The organism is Brenneria corticis, assembly GCF_003115855.1.
Taxonomy (GTDB): domain Bacteria; phylum Pseudomonadota; class Gammaproteobacteria; order Enterobacterales; family Enterobacteriaceae; genus Brenneria; species Brenneria corticis.
Map to the genome: position 1 here is coordinate 121273 of NZ_KZ819075.1, position 17795 is coordinate 139067.

The window sequence follows — 17795 nt, forward strand, 5'->3', positions numbered from 1 at the left end:
GGCGCCATAAGCCGCGGCATACCGACGGGCGGCCGTTACGCCAGCCGCCCTGCCGCTTTTATCTTCACCTGCACCGCGTTTCCCGGCAAATAAGCCAGGGGGATCTCCTGATAATCGATAATCGCCACGCTGCCCGGCCGCGCGCCCGTCTGCTCCGCCAGCGCGACGGTTTGCCGCTCTAGTTCCAACCTTATGCGGTCGCGGTCGTCTTCCGACATTTTAACCACCTTATCGATCTGGGCCCCCACCAGCCCCAGGGCGACGCCGACGGCATTGGCGGCATCAAAGTTGTGCGGACGAATCACCCGGCTGATGCCGGACAGGGTATCCGGCAGCAGGATGCTTCCCCCGCCGACCAGGACCGCCGCAACGTTGCCGGCGGATGATTTCATACGGTCGACGGCGTCTTCAACCCGCTGAATCATTTTCCGGTACGCCTGCCGGCAAAGCGCCGCATCCAGGGCCGGCAGCGCCGCGGTAAGCTCCGCGGGCCAGCGGCCGGCATCCAGCTGCATCGCCACGTCGCTTAAGGTCAAGGTGTCGCCGCCAAAGCTCAGCCCCTGCTGTAACAAACGGTAGCCCACGCTATCGGGACCCAGGGTGACGTTGCCTGCGCTGTCCTGACGCACGCAGGTGCCGCCGCCGATGCCGATGGAAACAATATCCGGCATTCTGAAGTTGGTACGGATATCCCCCACTTCCACCGCAATGGCCGACTCGCGCGGAAAGCCATTCACCAGCACGCCGATATCCGTGGTGGTGCCGCCGACATCAATAATCAAGGCATTGTCCAGCCCCGACAGGTGACAGGCGCCGCGAATAGAGTTGGTCGGGCCGCAGGCCATCGTCAGAATGGGATACTGCTTGACCGTGCTTTCAGACATCAGCGTGCCGTCGTTTTGGCCGAAAAAGGGCGTGGCCTTGATGCCATGATGGGACAGCGCCTGGATAAAACCATCGACAAAGCGCCGTGCGGTGCGCTGTAGCGCGGCGTTGAGAATAGTGGCGTTTTCTCTTTCCAGCAGGCCGATATTGCCGATTCGATGGGACAGCGACAGCGAAACATCCGGCAGAGCGGCGCCGATCCAGTCGGCGACTCTCTGTTCCTGAGCGCCGTTCACCGGAGAGAACACCCCGCAAACGGCGACGCTGTCGACCTCGCCGCGCATTTTTTCACAGGCGGCCATCACCTCATCAAAAATAACGCCATGAATTTCTTTGCCGTCGAACTCATAGCCGCCATGAAGCTGATAGAAGTGCGGGCCGAGGGTTTGATGCCACTCGTCGCTCCAGTCAAACAGCGGAGGAACGCCGTCGCTGCTGGGTAAGCTGAGCCTTAACAGCCCCACCCGACTCAGCCCTTTGCGCTCGACGATGGCATTGGTGCATTGCGTGGTGCCAAGCATGGCATAACGAATGTCCCGCGGCCGAACGCCGGACAGCTCCAGTACCCGGGCGATAACCCGTACAATGCCGCTGCAGATATCATCGCTGGTGGGGAACTTGGCCGTGGCGACGCACCGAAGATCCGCATCCAGAATGGCGGCGTCGGTATTGGTGCCGCCGACGTCAACGCCGAGGCGGTAATCCTTTTTCCCAGCCATGATAGACCTCAGCGATTCGCAAGCCGCTCGATTGGCACATAGCGTACCGGATAGCCAAAATAACCCGGTCCGACAACCTCCAGTCCTTTGGCCGTGCGCCACTTTTCATTACACGGGTAGGCAATGACCGCCACTCGCTGCCCGTATCGCAGCTGCTCGGTAATGATGGGACGCCCGGTTTCAGCGTCCAGTATCGAAATCAAATCCGGCACCACGGCCAGCAGATTATCCTGGGTGGGCGCGGCGGCCTCGGAGGAGCGATAAGCCAGCAATAGTTCGTTCTGAAAAAGCACGGTAAACCTCTCGCCCTTCGAGTCGCCGATGCCTTCAAGCACCACCTTACCGCGGGCAAAGCCGCCGGTGGTGCGGCGGTCGACGTCAATGATTTTTCCCGCGGCGATAATATGCGCATGCAATAGCGGAAGTAAGGCCTGCACCGCGTTGCTTCCCGAGCGGTGGGCCTGACGTACGGTTTTGCCTATATTTTCAGCCAGCGTCAGGGTTCCTTTAATCGCGCTCTGCTTCAGCTGCCTGCCGCTTAACGCGTAGTCGCACATGGCGCAGGCGGCCCCCATCTGTTCGGTGATGGCCCGGGATAAACGCTCGGACCAGATACCGTCGATAGGATTCAGGATCACCGAATTGCCTTTCTCATCCGCCAGCGTATTGGGCGCCGAGGGTAAACCATCGAGAAAAAACGTCACCATCTGCGCTTCCGGGAAAGCGCGCCCCATCGCATCGCAGTCAATGACGGGTAAGCTTTTTTTTGCCGCGGCGATAAAGGGTATCAGGGAATTAACGCCGCCGATCTCAATGGGAAATGTCGCCGCGATCGGCCGCGCCAGCGTTTTTTCCATGATTTCAAACGCCTGCACAATCTGGCGGGCGGACATGATCTTCTCGACAATGACCGTGGTGGCCCCGATCATGCTACAGGGCACTAACAGCTCATCGTCTTTTACTTCGTCCAAACCGAGGATGGCGATAGGCTTTGCCTGCTGCATGGCATGTTTCGCCATCAACGTGCCGACAAAAGGATCGCCGCCACCGCCGGTACCGAGCACCGCCGCGCCTAATGCAATATCGTCAATCGTTTTAGCGTCAATGTAACGCACCATTATTCACCCTGTAACCACGTCAATAACTCTCCTGCCATAAGCCAGGGATTTACTTAGCCTGCCAGCCGCGGAAAAATTTTATGCACGATAAGATAAACCGCCATACTGATCATCACGCCGTCCAGAGCGGAAATGGAGCTTATGGTAAATGCGTCAAAAAAATCCGGGGACGTTAATACGCTAACCACGCTGCCGCACAGCCAGGCGAGAGCCGCGGCCAGGTTAAGCGCCGGAGATTGTGATATATCCCGTCGCAGATGTTCGGAGTCAAAAAAATAATACTCGGCAAGATAGACGCCGGCGATAGGTGAAATCAACACGCCTAGCAGCGACAGGAAGTGCGTAAAGTTATTAATCATGCCGTTGTAGGCCAATAACAACCCGGCAATCGCCAGCAAAACGACCAACACCGGTCGGGACAACGCTCTGACCACAACGGACAGTCCCAAGGATGCAGAGATAAGATTAGAACTATTGGTTGTCCACTGGGCAAAAATGAGCACCAGAATAGCCGACAATCCCAGACCGATGCTGAAAAAGACTTCGACCAGATCCTCGCTGCCGACCAGATGCATCAATACCAATGCCACCAGTATCGTAACGCTATTACCGAAACCAAACCCCAGCCCGGCACCAAGCAACGCATCCTTGCGAGTTTTAGCATACCGCGCGATATCCGGGGACATTACAGCGGAAACGATCCAGATGGAGACAACATAGGAGATGGCGGCGCCCATACCGAGAGGCGTTTTGATTATTATTACCGGCGCGGTTGAATGACTGGCGGCCGCCAGCACGATGCCGGTAATAATTAATATCAGCATAAGCGGCACGCTGAACGAGCTCAATTTCCCCAGCGCCCTGACGCCCCAAATAGCGGTAAAGGTCATCAACACCATACCAAATAACAGTATGGGTAAGCGGCCGGGCGCTAATTGATAGTGCATCAATACCTTTTGCAACATCATGGCAAAAAAGTCGAGCTGAAATGCAAACCATCCCAGCAAGGAAACGGCGGAGAAAATACCAATCAGTTTACCGCCAAGGCGGCCAAATACCGAGATACTAAGTAAGGTGGTGGATAGCCCGCAGCCATATCCGACGTTGGCGCATAATGCCGCCAGTATTCCCAACAGGGCCGAGCCAATTAGCGTGGCGCAGACCGCCGGTATAAAAGGCAATCCGGAACTTAAAAAAGCGCCGAGAAATAAACCTGAAATATCAATACCAACCGCCAGCCATATCAGGGCGATAACGTACCAGCGTTTGCGGGCCTCAGGCGGTACGGCTTCATATTCATAGTCATAAATTTGCCGGGTCTGCGGTTCATCTTCTGGTACGGTTTCCCTTTGAGACATATATCCTCCATTAAATAGCAAACTAATAATTATTCTATCTTTATTCTGAAGAGATATTATGCCGTATAAAACAATGGCACAGTCAAATAATTGACGGTGCCATTTTTATTAGAAAAACCCTGGTGTGACGCATAAAACCACGCTATTTCCGTGGCGCTCACATTAGTATGTGACGTGCGTATAAGGTAAAGGGAAATTATATTGATTAATACAGATATATTATGATGTTAACATTTAAAGATATTATGTATCCGAAGGGACGATTATGCGTTTGGATAAACTGGAGATTCGCTGGTTAAAACTTTTTTGCAAAATAGTTGAAAAACAAGGAATTACAAATGCCCAAGAGGCGACAGGATTAAGCCAGCCAATACTCAGCCACTATCTTTCACGCCTTGAAGACACGCTGGATCTAGTGCTCTGTGAACGGGGCCGGGGTGGTTTCTCTTTGACCACCGAAGGGGAAGTTGTCTATCAGGAAGCCAAGGCGGTTATTGCCACGCTGGATGATTTTGCCAATCGATTGGCGCATATCAAGCATCAACTGATTGGCAAGGTTCGCATTGGCTGTCTGGACAATACCGTAACGCACCCGGCACAGGTCACCTCAACCGCCATCGCCAAACTTTATAGCCAAAGTGAGGAAGCGACGGTTGAACTGGAGATCGGCGATTATACCCCGCTAATGGAACGACTAAAAAACAGCCAGTTAGATATCGTCCTCAGCGTATTACCTGACGATGTTCCGCCTGATATCTATTTTCAGCCGGTGTTTATTGAACACAGTAATTTTTATACCTCATCGGGAAATGCGGACCGGATTGAGCGGGAATGGCGAAACGGCACGCTTGACCCGCGCCGATTACTGGTTGGCGGGCATGCGCTGCATGAAATCAGCAAACAGTTAGGACCGGTCGCCAAACAGGGATTACAAAATACGGCATGGCATCTTGAAAGCAGCATATTACTGCTGTTGGCAGGAACGCATACGGGTTTTCTTCCCGATCACTATGCCGCTCCCTGGGTGGCGCAGGGAAAGCTTACGCCTATTGCTCCGGGTTCGCTTGGCCTGACCAGTATCTTTTATCTCATCAGAAATGCCAAACAGCGGTTAAGCCCCGTTGCCGAGGCCTTGTGGAATAATATGGTCGAAGCCGGCGAAAGCTCGCTGGCCGGTTTGCAGCCATAACTCAGGCGGCGGCAAATGGCTTGGGATGGTGATCGGGTTTCTTCAGCAGCATGACCAGATAGTACAATGAAACCAAGGCGATCAGCACAAACAGCAACCGATCCGAATAGGTCTGCATCAGCACCGCCGCCAGGCCGGGCCCGCACAGGCTGCCGAGCGTGTAACTCAGCAATAGCGCCTGATTCATGGCGATTAACTCATCGGGGCGAACTTTTTCACACGCCCACGACATGGCGACGGGATAAAGCGTAAAACCGGAGCATCCCAACACAAACAGTGCCGGCGCCAGCGCAAAATTGCTGATGCTCAGCATGGCGAGGCAGCCGACAATAACGGCGAAAACCAGCACCCGCAGCACCAGCAGGCGGCCATACCTGTCGGCCAGACGTCCGACAGGCCACTGACCGACAATGCCCGCGCTAATCAGCAACGCCATCCAGTATCCCACCCGCGCATCGCTCATTCCCTGATGGGAAAGATAGAGCGGCATTAACCCATACAGCGATCCCAGAATAACCCCGGAGATAACGCAGCCGTGAATGCCTAACCGCGCGCTGCGGTATTTCAGCATCTGCCATACGTTTACTTTTTTCTCCTGGTTCATGGGCGCGGGAATATAAGTAAACAGCAGAGGCAGCATCGCCAGAATTACCAACGCGACGGCCCAGGGTAAAACGCTCAGCAACGTCGTTGGCAATATACTCAGCAATAACTGTCCTATTACGCTGCCAAAGTAATACGCCATCATATAAGCGGCTAAAAGTTGACCTCTCTGCGTCGCCGTTCCGGTACACAGCAATGCGCTTTCCACGGTAACCCAAATTAACGCGCAACCCACGCCGGCGAGAAAACGCCAGAATAACCAGCTGCAGAAATCAACAGAAATCCCCAGGCTAATAGAGGCGATCGCAAATAAAATGGCGGCGCAGTAATAGCTGCGATTAAATCCATAGAGCCTGATTAGTTTGCCTGCCAATAATGTCCCGACCAGGTTGCCGCCGAAATAGGACGACCCGACAAGCCCCACCTGCCAGACCGGAAGCTGCTGATAATTTAGCCAAAGCGGTACCAGCGTATTCAGTACGGCGATACTGACGGTCAACAGCAAAAGGCCGCAGAGCAATAACAGCACTGGGCGTGAGTAAGCAGACATAGTGAAATGGATAACCAGACAACGGCAAAAGAGTGAGCGCATCATGCCACTGCGTATTTAAAAGTCAATCCGCATAAAATGCGTTAATTCCGTTTATTTCCTTATTGATTTAAAGAATTCATCAAACAAAAAACCAAACGGATAAGCCGCTGACGGGGTTAATGTCTACCACAATGATTTTAAATAAATTTTGCCGGAGAAATATAATCAAAACGCCGTCGTAAGGAGGGAAAAAGTATTTTCTTGATGAAAAAATATTGCCGTACTTAACGCATTAAAAAAAGCGCCCTCAGGCGCTTAAGAGTGATGACGAACCCCACATCGAAATAGTTATCCCCGAAGACTACCACCGGTCATCCCCGCGGCAGTATGCGGGGACCTGCTTCCGCAAGCGGTTCGGTGTTGCTGAGATCCCCGCCTGCGCGGGGATGACGGCTATTACCAATAGCTACTTTGTCAACGCTCTGAAGCGCCCTCAGGCGCTTTTTACGGTATCAGCCGATAAATTCCACGCCGCCCATATAGGGGCGCAGGACTTCGGGGATCTCGATGCGACCGTCCGCCTGCTGATAGTTTTCCAGCACCGCCACCAGGGTGCGGCCTACCGCCAGCCCCGAACCATTCAACGTATGGACCAGGCGGGTTTTCTTATCCGCTTTGCTGCGGCAGCGCGCCTGCATGCGACGCGCCTGGAAATCCCACATATTGGAACAGGAGGAGATCTCGCGGTAGGTGTCCTGAGCCGGCAGCCACACTTCCAGATCGTAGGTCTTGCTGGAGCCGAATCCCATATCGCCGGTGCACAGCAGGACTTTGCGGTACGGCAATTTCAGCAATTGCAATACGGTTTCAGCATGAGTGGTTAATTCCTCCAGCGCCTGCATGGAGTCTTCCGGACGAACAATCTGCACCAGTTCGACCTTGTCGAACTGGTGCATACGGATCAAACCGCGGGTATCGCGGCCGTAAGAGCCCGCTTCCGAACGGAAACAGGGCGTATGCGCCGTCATTTTCAGCGGTAGCGCCGCTTCGTCCAGAATTTCGTCGCGCACCAGATTGGTCAGCGGCACCTCTGCGGTAGGAATCAGCGCGTAGTTGCTGGTATCCGCTTCCTCGCTTAACGGTTTGGTATGAAACAGGTCTTCGCCGAATTTAGGCAGTTGACCGGTGCCGTACAGGGTCGCATGGTTGACCAGATAGGGAACATAGGCTTCCTGGTAGCCGTGCTGCTGGGTGTGCAGATCCAGCATAAACTGGGAGAGCGCGCGGTGCAGGCGGGCAATCTGCCCTTTCATCACCACAAAACGCGCGCCGGCCAATTTCGCCCCGGCGGCGAAATCAACGCCGTCGGCCATCTCGCCGAGCGCCACATGGTCGCGTACCGGGAAATCGAATTTGCGGGGTTCTCCCCAACGGCTGACCTCCTGGTTGTCGCGTTCGTCCTTGCCGAGGGGTACGGAATCATCCGGCAAATTGGGGATCGTCAGCGCCACATCGCGGATTTCATTTTGCAGCCGATCCAGCTCGGATTTAGCCGCATCCAGTTTCTCGCCCAACGCGTTGACTTCACGACGCAACGGCTCGATATCCTCACCGCGGGCTTTCGCCGCGCCGATCTCTTTCGAGCGGGAATTACGTTCCGCCTGTAGATTTTCGGTTTCTACCTGCAATACCTTACGACGTTCTTCCTGCTTACGCAGGGTGTCGACATCCAGTGTAAAACCTCTGCGAGCCTGTAGTTTTTCGGCGACTGCGTCTAGCTCATTACGCAGTAAATTGGGATCGAGCATGCTAATCCTGTGCTTATGATTATCAAATGAAATGTTGTCGTACGCGGCCCGCGTTACGCGGCCGGGTGCCGGAAATTATCCCGCTAACCTTACCGCAACGCTTAGTTCAGCGGTAGCGTTTTGTCGGGCTATTTTTATCCTGGTCGGCAAGCCAGGCCAGCTTTTCGCCAATTTTACCTTCGAGTCCGCGCGCCGATGGGATGTAATACCGCGCGGCGGCCATTTCGGGCGGGAAATAGTTCTCGCCGGCCGCATAGGCGTTGGGCTCATCGTGGGCGTAGCGATACTCCGCGCCCAGGCCCATCTCTTTCATCAGGCGGGTCGGGGCATTGCGCAGATGTTCGGGAACGTCATAATCGGGCTGGTCGCGCGCATCCTGCATGGCGGCCTTAAAGGCGGTGTAAACCGCGTTGCTTTTCGGCGCGCAGGCCAGATAGACGATCGCCTGCGCAATCGCCCGCTCCCCCTCCGCCGGACCGACGCGGGTAAAGCAGTCCCAGGCGGCGATCGCCACCTGCATTCCCCGAGGATCGGCATTGCCGACGTCCTCGGACGCAATCGCCAGCAGACGGCGGGCAACGTAGAGCGGATCCCCGCCGGCGGTAATAATGCGCGCATACCAGTACAGCGCGGCATCCGGCGCGGAGCCTCTTACCGACTTATGCAGCGCCGAAATCAGGTCGTAATAGCGGTCGCCTTTGTTATCAAAGCGGGCGCTGCGTTCGCCGGAGACTTCCTTAAGCAAGGCCGAGGTTAACGTACGTACGCCCTGCGCGTCGACTTCGACCATGTCCGCCATCATTTCCAGGCTGTTCAGCGCCCGGCGGGCATCGCCGTTGACCAACTCCGCCAGCATGCGCCGGGTATCGTCCGGCAAGACGATATTTTGTCCGCCATATCCGCGCTCGCCGTCATTCATCGCCTGTTGCAGCACCTGCTCGATATCTTCCGCCGTCAGCGCCTTCAGCAAATAGACGCGGGCGCGGGACAACAGCGCCGAGTTGAGTTCGAAAGAGGGGTTTTCGGTGGTCGCGCCGATAAAGGTGATGGTGCCGTCTTCAATATGCGGCAAAAACGCATCCTGTTGGCTTTTATTAAAGCGGTGGACTTCATCGACGAACAATATCGTCCGGCGCCCGGCATTGCGGTTTTGCCGAGCCCGTTCAATCGCCTCTCGAATTTCCTTTATGCCCGAGGTGACGGCCGAAATCCGTTCGACGTCCGCCTGCCCGTAATGGCCGATTAGCTCCGCCAGCGTGGTTTTCCCGGTTCCCGGCGGCCCCCACAGGATCATGGAGTGGAGTTGCCCGGCCTCGATCGCGCGCGGCAAAGGCTTGCCGGCGCCCAGAAGGTGCTGCTGGCCGATATACTGCTCCAGCGTCGCCGGCCGCATACGCGCGGCCAGCGGCTGGAATTCGTTACGGGAAAAATCAAGTGACAGATTACTCACCCGGACCTCACTGACGCTGATCGTCCAACGCCACGCCTTGCGGCGGAGTAAACGTAAATTTCGCTGAATCAACCGCGCTGTTTTGCTGATTCTTCAGCACATAGGTACTGCGCTGGCCGTCCTGCTCCGTGGCGGTGAACTTCTTGATGGTGCCGCTGGCGGTAACGCTGATGGCGAACTGTTTAAGATTGCCGTTGGCGGACTTGGGCGTCAGCTCAAAGTCGTCGCCTTTTTGCCGCACGTCATATTGACGCCAGTCGCTGGCGTCGTTGCGGGTAATCAGCATAAACGGCGTATTGCCGGTCGCATCTTTTAGCCAGGTGGCGGTAACCTGCTCGACAAACGGATTGTAAAACCAGAGCGTTTTACCGTCAGACACCAGCACGCTTTCGTCCGGCGACGTGGTTTGCCAGTTAAATAAATTGGGGCGTTTCAGCCACAGTTCCCCTTCGCCTTCCTGCACGGCCGCGCCGTCGGCGCTGGTCACCGTCTGGCTGAAACTGGCGTGAAAACTGTTTACTTTGTTGAGCCGGCCCTGCAGATCGCCGGCCGCGTCGGCCTGCGCCGCCGTTGATATTATTCCCGACAGCAAACAACCGGCTACCAACCATTTTTTCATCATACAAAAATCCTTTGAATTTCCTGATATCACAGCCGTTGTTGTGAAAAAAAAAGACGCTTCGAATGGTGAATACTGTAGCTGAACCCACTCAGGGAGCGATAGGTGAATTGTCTGCTAATTGCGGCTTTTACGCTTCTTTGCATAAGGGCCGCAACCGCAGCCCTTATCAGGTTACTCCATTGGCGGCGGAGCCAGCACCTCGCGGTTGCCGTTATGACCGGGAGAGCTGACGATGCCCTGCGCCTCCATCTGCTCCACAATGCGCGCCGCGCGGTTGTAGCCGATGCGGAACTGACGCTGCACGCCGGAGATGGAGGCCCGGCGTTTCTCCACCACAAAGGCCACCGCCTGGTCGAACAGCGGATCGAGCTCTTCATCCCCGTCCAGACCGAGGCCGCCCCCTTCGCCGTCGTCGCCGCCGCTGACAATGCTATCAATATATTGGGGCCGCCCGCGGGCTTTCCAATCCTGCACCACGGCATGAACTTCCTGATCGCGCACAAAGGCGCCATGCACCCGCACCGGTATCGACGAGTTGGGCGCCATATACAGCATATCCCCCATTCCCAGCAGCGATTCGGCGCCGCCCTGGTCGAGAATGGTGCGCGAGTCGATTTTACTGGATACGGTAAAGGCGATACGCGTCGGAATATTGGCCTTGATCAGGCCGGTAATCACATCCACCGACGGCCGCTGGGTCGCCAATACCAGATGGATGCCGGCGGCGCGCGCTTTCTGCGCCAGACGGGCGATAAGCTCTTCGACCTTTTTGCCCACGGCCATCATCAGATCGGCGAATTCATCCACCAGAACCACGATATAAGGCAGTTTTTCCAGCACCGGCGGCGTCATATCCATACTGTCGCCCGGCTTCCAGAACGGATCGGGGATCGGACGCCCCATCGCATTCGCTTCCATGACCCGTTCGTTATAGCCGGACAGGTTACGCACCCCCAGCGCCGACATCAGCTTATAGCGGCGTTCCATTTCGCCCACGCACCAGCGCAAGGCGTTAGCCGCGTCTTTCATATCGGTGACCACTTCCGTCAGCAGATGCGGAATCCCCTCATAGACGGAAAGCTCCAGCATTTTCGGGTCGATCATGATAAAGCGCACTTCTTCCGGCGTCGCCTTATACAGCATGCTGATGATCATCGCGTTGACGCCGACGGACTTACCGGAGCCGGTGGTGCCGGCCACCAGCAGGTGGGGCATCTTCGCCAGATCGGCCACCACCGGCTGCCCGGCGATATCCTTACCCAGCACGATGGCCAGCGGCGACGTATTGTCGCGGAACTTGGCGCAGTCCAGCACCTCCCGCAGATACACGGTTTGACGATGTTTATTAGGCAATTCCAGCCCCACATAGGGTTTGCCCGGGATTACCTCCACAATGCGCACCGCCACCACCGACAGCGATCGCGCCAGATCGCGCGACAGGTTGGAGATACGCGCCGCTTTCACCCCCGGCGCCAGATCCAACTCAAAGCGGGTAATCACCGGTCCGGGAAAATGATCGACCACCTCCGCTTTTACCCGGTAATCGCTCAGACGCGCCTCAATCAGCCGCGCGGTCTGCTCAAGCGCGAAGCTATCCACCGGCGCTTCGCTTTCCGGCGGCGGCGTCAATAAATCCAGCGTGGGCAACGGCGTGGTGGGCTTGTGCAGCGGCTGGTCGTTACGCATCAGGAACGGATGAATCAGGCTATCCATTATCGGCTGACGGGCGGCAGGCTCAGCGCCCTTTTCCTGCGACGCGGCTTCGGAGCCGGCCGCCGAAGCATTCTGCGGGTACGGGGCGACATCGGCCGCGTCATCGCCATCCGGCGACGGCGCATCGGCCCCCGATAAGGTAAATAGGGGTTCGACGGGGCCGTCGTCAACCAGATCGGCCAGGGGAGAAAAACCGAGCACCTGGCCGCCCGACGGCGTATCCGACAAGGGGGCGCGGCCCGGCGCTAACTGATGCGACTGCGGGGCATCCGGCGCGCCGTAACGGGCCTGCTGCTGCGCGGCAAAATCTTGCGCCAGCTGTGCCTGTATTAACTGGTTTTCTTCCTCTTCCCGCTCAAGGTGCTCTTCCCCGTAACGCTGACGCTGCTGTTCGAGATACGCCTGCTGTAACGCGGCTTCCTGCTGAGCGATATCCTCGTCGCCGGGCGCCATATCCTGGTTAGCCGTATCGCCCTGCTCCTGCGCCATGGCCTGCTGTTCGGCCAGGCGCTGGGACGGCAGTTTGATGCCGTATGAGGCCAGCTCGCGCCGCGTGGGAATGCGCACCGGATTCGGACGCGGCAACTCCGGCCCGACGCCCTGTTTTACCTGCGGATTCTCGTCACCGTCGGCGCTGAAGGCCGGCGTAAACGTAGTATTGGCTCTGAACGCCGTCTCCGTCGCCTCCGGCGTGGCGGACTGTCCGCCGTGGGATGGCCGATCGATGGGATGCGCCACCTGCGGTTGGGCGATCGGCGGCATGTCGGCGCTGCCGGTGGGATGATACGCAGCGGCGTCGCCGTCACGCTCCGCGGAGACGGAGTCCGGAACCTCAAACGAATAGAGCGGCGGATTGAGCGTTGAAGCCGCGTCGATTTGCTGCGGGGCGGCGGGCTGTGCCGGCACCGCCGGCTGCCCGTCCGTCGCCGGAGCGGACGACGGACGATCGCCCCCCTCCCCTAATGAAGCGGTATGGGCGATGGCTTCGGTTATCGAAGGGGCGGAAAATAGTACGTCATCATCGCTCGCCGCGGCCGTTACGGACGGTTGCTTCCGCTCGTCAAAGGCGTCGACCTCCGGCTCGCTATCATTGCGCGAGCGATTAGACATAAACGTCAGGCAGCCCAGCACCGCGGCGCCGATTTTTTCAGCAATGGTCAACCACGACCAGCCGGTAAACAGCGTTAAGCCGGCCGCCCAGACGCACAGCAGGATCAGCGTGGCGCCCATGCTGTTAAAGCGGGGGATCATCGAGCTGCTCAGCAGGCTGCCCAATACGCCGCCGGAAGCGAAATAGTAGAGATCGTCGATATTCAACGCCGCCAGGCCGCAGGAGGTCAGAATCAACGCCAGCGTGCCGATCAGGCGCAGCGAAAAGGTGAAATAGTCGATGGAGTTTTGGCTATCGCGATGGCGGAAAGCCGACCAGCACAGACAGAGCATAATCGGGGGAATGGCATAAGCCAGCACGCCAAAAATGAAAAACAGCGTATCCGCCAGCCAGGCTCCCGCCACCCCGCCGACGTTGTGGATGGGTTCATGCCACGCGGTTTGCGACCAACTGGGATCGGAAGGACTAAAACTGAGTATCGCGACGCCAAGATAAACGGCAAAAAGCGCCACCACGATCAAAATCGCTTCTAGCAAACGGCGGGTACCGCTGAGTTTTCTCAGGGTAATATCTTTATCTTCTGTATATTCCTGGCTCAAGCGTCTCTCCAGGGCCTGTAAAGGTTTATGACAAAACGCCGAGGGTTCCCGGCGCTGAAACTGTATAAATTCACAGGAGTGTAGCTGAATTTATCGGGTTTTGCACCCATGCGTTTATCGGGTTTTAATCACCAGACGATTGCTTTGTTTCACTTCTTCCATCACCACATAGGTGCGGGTATCGTTCACCCCCGGCAGTCGAAGCAGCGTCTCGCCCAGCAGCTTGCGATAGGCGGACATATCCGGCACCCGGGTTTTCAACAGGTAGTCAAAATCGCCGGAAACCAGATGGCACTCCTGAATTTCTTCCAGCTTCTGCACCGCCGAATTAAACTGTTCAAACACATCGGGCGCTCCGCGGTTCAGCGTTATTTCAACGAAAACCAGCAGCGAGGCATCCAGATAATGCGGATTGAGCAGCGCGGTATAGCCATTAATGAAACCCTGTCGCTCCAGACGACGTACCCGCTCCAGACAGGGTGTTGGTGACAGCCCCACCCGTTTGGAAAGCTCGACATTGGAAATACGACCGTCTTTTTGCAGTTCATTCAGGATGTTGCGATCGATACGATCGAGATCTTTTCCTGGCCGTTTTTTAGTATCTACCATTATTATTGTCTCTCTTCACTCTTCCCTGAACCTGCTACACTCCGACCAACTTCAATGTCTCAGAGCCGCCCTAAAGAACACCCGTTGTCTATTTTGCATAGCAAAAATCATGCTCTTTTTCGTCGCTATCCGTCATCGCCCTGCGCAGTGCTAAAAGTGTTACACCAGGCAAAAACGATTTATCCGTGGCGCAACCAGCCAGACAGGCGACGAATAAAAAACCGAGCTTTTGACTATTCACATACAAAAAATTTCCTCTTACCCAGATGTTTTCGCAAAAGCACAGCTGATTGTCAAAGCAAAACAGATAAAATCAGAAGAAAGTACCAGATTAAATAAGCCGGAGCCGGATTCTCAGGCGCTTTCAGTCATTTTACTTATCAATGCGGCTGATCTATCAGCAACTTACCGCGGCAATAAACATTGACGATTAAACAAATAGCTAACAACTTCGCCACACGCTTTTTTTACTCAGGTAATTTCCTTACAATCATCCCCCATATGTCCGTCATCGTGAAATGAGGAACTCATGAGTACCGTTAAACACCATAAGTTATTGATTCTGGGCTCAGGCCCGGCTGGCTACACGGCTGCGGTTTATGCCGCACGGGCGAATTTACATCCGGTACTCATTACCGGGATGGAGAAAGGCGGTCAGTTGACCACCACCACCGAAGTGGAAAACTGGCCGGGCGATGCGGAAGGCTTGACCGGACCCCTGCTGATGGACCGCATGCAGGCGCACGCGGAAAAATTCAATACCGAGATTGTCTTCGACCATATTCAGCGCGTCGATCTGCAAACCCGCCCGTTCCGTCTTTTCGGCGACAGCGACGAATATACCTGCGATGCGTTGATTATCGCCACCGGCGCGTCCGCGCGCTATCTGGGTCTGCCCTCCGAAGAGGCTTTCAAAGGGAAAGGGGTGTCCGCCTGCGCCACCTGCGACGGTTTCTTCTATCGCAACCAGAAAGTCGCCGTGGTCGGCGGCGGCAATACCGCCGTTGAGGAAGCGCTGTATCTCTCCAACATCGCCGCCGAGGTGCATCTGATTCACCGCCGCGACAGTTTCCGTTCGGAGAAAATCCTTATCGACCGGCTGATGGACAAGGTGGAAAACGGCAATATCATTCTGCATACCGACCGTACGCTTGACGAAGTCCTCGGCGACCAGATGGGCGTAACCGGCGTGCGCCTGCGCGATACCCGTACCGACGCCGCCGAAGAGCTGGAGCTGGCCGGCGTATTTATCGCCATCGGCCACAGCCCCAACACCGCGGTTTTCGGCGGTCAGCTGGAGCTGGAGAACGGCTATATCAAGGTACAGTCCGGTATTCACGGCAATGCCACCCAGACCAGCATTCCCGGCGTCTTTGCCGCCGGCGATGTGATGGATCACATTTACCGTCAGGCCATCACCTCCGCCGGAACGGGCTGCATGGCGGCGCTTGACGCCGAGCGTTATCTGGACGGGTTAACCGCCGCCAAATAACGCGCCGTCGCCATCCGGGACGCACCCGCCGTCCCGGATCGTCGTTTTCCCCTTGCACAGCGCAAAAATTGATCGTCCCCCGCCTTTATCGTTTGCACCCTGCTCCCGCCGCGGTAACATGTCGGCATTCTGCGCATGGGAAGAGCATATTGTTAACCAACGGTTATATCAGCGTTATTTTCCATCGCACCCCTCCATACACATTACGGCCTGGTATCTGATGAAACAAACCAGACAGCAAGAACTCACGCATTGGCTGAAGCAACAGAGCAAACGGGCGCAGCGCTGGCTGAGGCTTTCACTGCTGCTCGGTTTTCTGAGCGGGGTGCTGATTGTGGCGCAGGCATGGCTGCTGGCCGCCCTGCTGCACGCCTTGATTATCGATCATACGCCGCGCGAAGCCTTGCTCGCGCCGTTTCTGCTGCTGGTCGCCGCCTTTGTGCTGCGGGCGTTGAACAGCCTGCTGCGGGAGCGCGTGGGCTTTCTGTGCGGGCAGGCGGTGCGTCAGCAAATCCGTAAGCTGGTGCTGGACAGGCTACAGCAGTTGGGCCCGGCCTGGGTTCAGGGAAAACCGGCCGGCAGTTGGGCGACCATCATTCTGGAACAGGTTGAAGATATGCAGGACTACTATTCCCGCTATCTTCCCCAGATGTACCTGGCCGCGCTGATCCCGCTGCTTATTCTGATCGCCATCTTCCCGATTAACTGGGCGGCGGGTCTTATTCTGTTGCTGACCGCGCCCCTGATCCCGCTGTTTATGGCGCTGGTCGGCATGGGGGCGGCCGACGCCAACCGGCGTAATTTTCTGGCGCTCGCGCGCCTGAGCGGACATTTTCTCGATCGCCTGCGCGGGCTGGAAACCCTGCGTCTGTTTAATCGCGGCCGCGCGGAAACCGAGCAAATCAGCAAGGCGTCCGAGGATTTTCGCCGCCGCACCATGGAAGTGTTGCGCATGGCTTTCCTTTCCTCCGGGGTACTGGAATTTTTCGCCTCCATTTCCATCGCCGTGGTGGCGGTTTACTTTGGCTTCTCTTATCTGGGAGAACTCAATTTCGGCCATTACGGCGCGGGCGTGACGCTGTTCGCCGGCTTCCTGGTGCTGATCCTGGCGCCTGAATTCTTCCAGCCGCTGCGCGATCTCGGCACCTTTTATCACGCCAAGGCCCAGGCCGTCGGCGCGGCGGAATCGCTGGTGGCCTTTCTGACGGCGCAAGGCGAAAGCGTGGGGGCCGGCGAGCGTGAATTCAGCGGCCAGGGCGCCATCGCCATCCAGGCGACCGATCTGGTCGTTCTGGCACCCGACGGCACCCCGCTGACCCAGCCGCTGACGTTCAGCGTGGCGGCGGGCCAGCGTATCGCCCTGGTGGGCGTCAGCGGCGCGGGGAAAAGCTCGCTGCTGAATGCGCTGCTTGGTTTCCTGCCCTACCGCGGCTCCCTTAGCGTTAACCATATCGAGCTGAATACGCTGTCGCCCGCGTCGTGGCGCCGCCGGTTAAGCTGGGTGGGTCAAAATCCCCATTTGCCGGAGCAAAGCCTGCGGGCCAATATCTTACTGGGGAAACCGCAGGCAACCGAGGATGAGCTGCAGCGGGCCGTTGAGCGGGCGCACGTGCATGAATTTCTGCCTCAGCTGCCGCAGGGGCTGGATACGCCCATCGGCGACGGCGCGGCGCGCCTCTCCGTGGGACAGGCGCAGCGCGTGGCGGTTGCCCGGGCGTTAATCAATCCGTGCGGGCTGCTGCTGCTCGACGAACCCGCCGCCAGCCTGGATGCGCACAGCGAGCAGCGGGTCATGGCGGCGTTAAACGCCGCGTCCCGTCAGCAGACCACGCTGCTGGTCACTCATCAGTTGAACGACACGCTTGATTACGACGCCATATGGGTGATGCATCAGGGCCGGTTGGTTCAACAGGGGGATTACCGCACGCTCAGCGCGCAATCCGGCGCCTTTGCGCAACTGATGGCGCAACGTCAGGGAGAGCTATAA

General features: G+C 56.9%; 13 protein-coding genes. 3 read left to right on the forward strand and 10 right to left on the reverse strand.

The window, feature by feature from the left end; all coding sequences use genetic code 11:
- Nucleotides 1–35: 35 nt before the first annotated feature.
- The 3 genes from DDT56_RS07220 to DDT56_RS07230 are packed head-to-tail and all read right to left on the reverse strand — an operon-like array spanning nt 36 to nt 4080.
- Nucleotides 36–1604, reverse strand: a complete 1569-nt coding sequence (locus DDT56_RS07220) for a hydantoinase/oxoprolinase family protein (protein ID WP_136165793.1) — start codon at nt 1602–1604, stop codon at nt 36–38.
- Nucleotides 1605–1612: 8 nt separating this feature from the next.
- On the reverse strand, nt 1613–2722 hold the full coding sequence (locus DDT56_RS07225; RefSeq protein ID WP_136165794.1) for an S-methyl thiohydantoin desulfurase family protein: 1110 nt from the start codon (nt 2720–2722) through the stop codon (nt 1613–1615).
- A gap of 53 nt (nt 2723–2775) precedes the next feature.
- The gene (locus DDT56_RS07230; RefSeq protein WP_136165795.1) at nt 2776–4080 is read right to left on the reverse strand and encodes a cytosine permease; all 1305 of its coding nucleotides are present in this window, start codon (nt 4078–4080) and stop codon (nt 2776–2778) included.
- A gap of 265 nt (nt 4081–4345) precedes the next feature.
- Here DDT56_RS07230 and DDT56_RS07235 point away from each other — a divergent pair, with 265 nt between their 5' ends.
- Nucleotides 4346–5269, forward strand: a complete 924-nt coding sequence (locus DDT56_RS07235; protein ID WP_136165796.1) for a LysR family transcriptional regulator — start codon at nt 4346–4348, stop codon at nt 5267–5269.
- Nucleotide 5270: 1 nt separating this feature from the next.
- Here the strand turns inward: DDT56_RS07235 and DDT56_RS07240 are convergent, their stop codons facing one another.
- The 7 genes from DDT56_RS07240 to DDT56_RS24375 all read right to left on the reverse strand — a co-directional run bounded on the left by DDT56_RS07240 (nt 5271) and on the right by DDT56_RS24375 (nt 14557).
- A complete protein-coding gene (locus DDT56_RS07240) occupies nt 5271–6422 on the reverse strand; it encodes an MFS transporter (protein ID WP_136165797.1) in 1152 nt (383 codons plus the stop codon).
- 494 nt (nt 6423–6916) lie between these two features.
- Nucleotides 6917–8212 carry a serine--tRNA ligase gene (gene serS, locus DDT56_RS07245; RefSeq protein WP_136165798.1) on the reverse strand — a complete coding sequence of 432 codons (1296 nt, stop codon included), beginning with the start codon at nt 8210–8212 and terminating at the stop codon, nt 6917–6919.
- A 106-nt stretch (nt 8213–8318) separates the two neighbouring features.
- Nucleotides 8319–9662, reverse strand: coding sequence for a replication-associated recombination protein A (locus tag DDT56_RS07250; protein WP_136165799.1), 1344 nt, complete (start codon nt 9660–9662; stop codon nt 8319–8321).
- A 7-nt stretch (nt 9663–9669) separates the two neighbouring features.
- Nucleotides 9670–10281, reverse strand: coding sequence for an outer membrane lipoprotein periplasmic chaperone LolA (gene lolA / locus DDT56_RS07255; protein ID WP_136165938.1), 612 nt, complete (start codon nt 10279–10281; stop codon nt 9670–9672).
- Between the two features lie 174 nt (nt 10282–10455).
- A complete protein-coding gene (locus DDT56_RS07260) occupies nt 10456–13707 on the reverse strand; it encodes a DNA translocase FtsK 4TM domain-containing protein (RefSeq protein ID WP_136165800.1) in 3252 nt (1083 codons plus the stop codon).
- A 114-nt stretch (nt 13708–13821) separates the two neighbouring features.
- Complete coding sequence (gene lrp, locus DDT56_RS07265; RefSeq protein ID WP_005967536.1) at nt 13822–14316, reverse strand: leucine-responsive transcriptional regulator Lrp; 495 nt, start codon at nt 14314–14316, stop codon at nt 13822–13824.
- Nucleotides 14317–14404: 88 nt separating this feature from the next.
- On the reverse strand, nt 14405–14557 hold the full coding sequence (locus tag DDT56_RS24375) for a hypothetical protein (protein ID WP_156803277.1): 153 nt from the start codon (nt 14555–14557) through the stop codon (nt 14405–14407).
- 288 nt (nt 14558–14845) lie between these two features.
- Here DDT56_RS24375 and trxB point away from each other — a divergent pair, with 288 nt between their 5' ends.
- Both trxB and cydD read left to right on the forward strand, forming a co-directional pair.
- Nucleotides 14846–15808, forward strand: coding sequence for a thioredoxin-disulfide reductase (gene trxB / locus DDT56_RS07270; protein ID WP_136165801.1), 963 nt, complete (start codon nt 14846–14848; stop codon nt 15806–15808).
- 220 nt (nt 15809–16028) lie between these two features.
- The gene (gene cydD / locus DDT56_RS07275; protein ID WP_136165802.1) at nt 16029–17795 is read left to right on the forward strand and encodes a heme ABC transporter permease/ATP-binding protein CydD; all 1767 of its coding nucleotides are present in this window, start codon (nt 16029–16031) and stop codon (nt 17793–17795) included.

What these genes read in the sequence shown, in the direction of transcription:
- DDT56_RS07220 (WP_136165793.1), bottom strand. Translation starts at nt 1,604, where the DNA reads ATGGCTGGGAAAAAGGATTACCGCCTCGGCGTTGACGTCGGCGGCACC.
- cydD (WP_136165802.1), top strand. Translation starts at nt 16,029, where the DNA reads ATGAAACAAACCAGACAGCAAGAACTCACGCATTGGCTGAAGCAACAG.
- trxB (WP_136165801.1), top strand. Translation starts at nt 14,846, where the DNA reads ATGAGTACCGTTAAACACCATAAGTTATTGATTCTGGGCTCAGGCCCG.
- lrp (WP_005967536.1), bottom strand. Translation starts at nt 14,316, where the DNA reads ATGGTAGATACTAAAAAACGGCCAGGAAAAGATCTCGATCGTATCGAT.
- DDT56_RS07240 (WP_136165797.1), bottom strand. Translation starts at nt 6,422, where the DNA reads ATGTCTGCTTACTCACGCCCAGTGCTGTTATTGCTCTGCGGCCTTTTG.
- DDT56_RS07230 (WP_136165795.1), bottom strand. Translation starts at nt 4,080, where the DNA reads ATGTCTCAAAGGGAAACCGTACCAGAAGATGAACCGCAGACCCGGCAA.
- DDT56_RS07225 (WP_136165794.1), bottom strand. Translation starts at nt 2,722, where the DNA reads ATGGTGCGTTACATTGACGCTAAAACGATTGACGATATTGCATTAGGC.
- lolA (WP_136165938.1), bottom strand. Translation starts at nt 10,281, where the DNA reads ATGAAAAAATGGTTGGTAGCCGGTTGTTTGCTGTCGGGAATAATATCA.
- DDT56_RS07235 (WP_136165796.1), top strand. Translation starts at nt 4,346, where the DNA reads ATGCGTTTGGATAAACTGGAGATTCGCTGGTTAAAACTTTTTTGCAAA.
- serS (WP_136165798.1), bottom strand. Translation starts at nt 8,212, where the DNA reads ATGCTCGATCCCAATTTACTGCGTAATGAGCTAGACGCAGTCGCCGAA.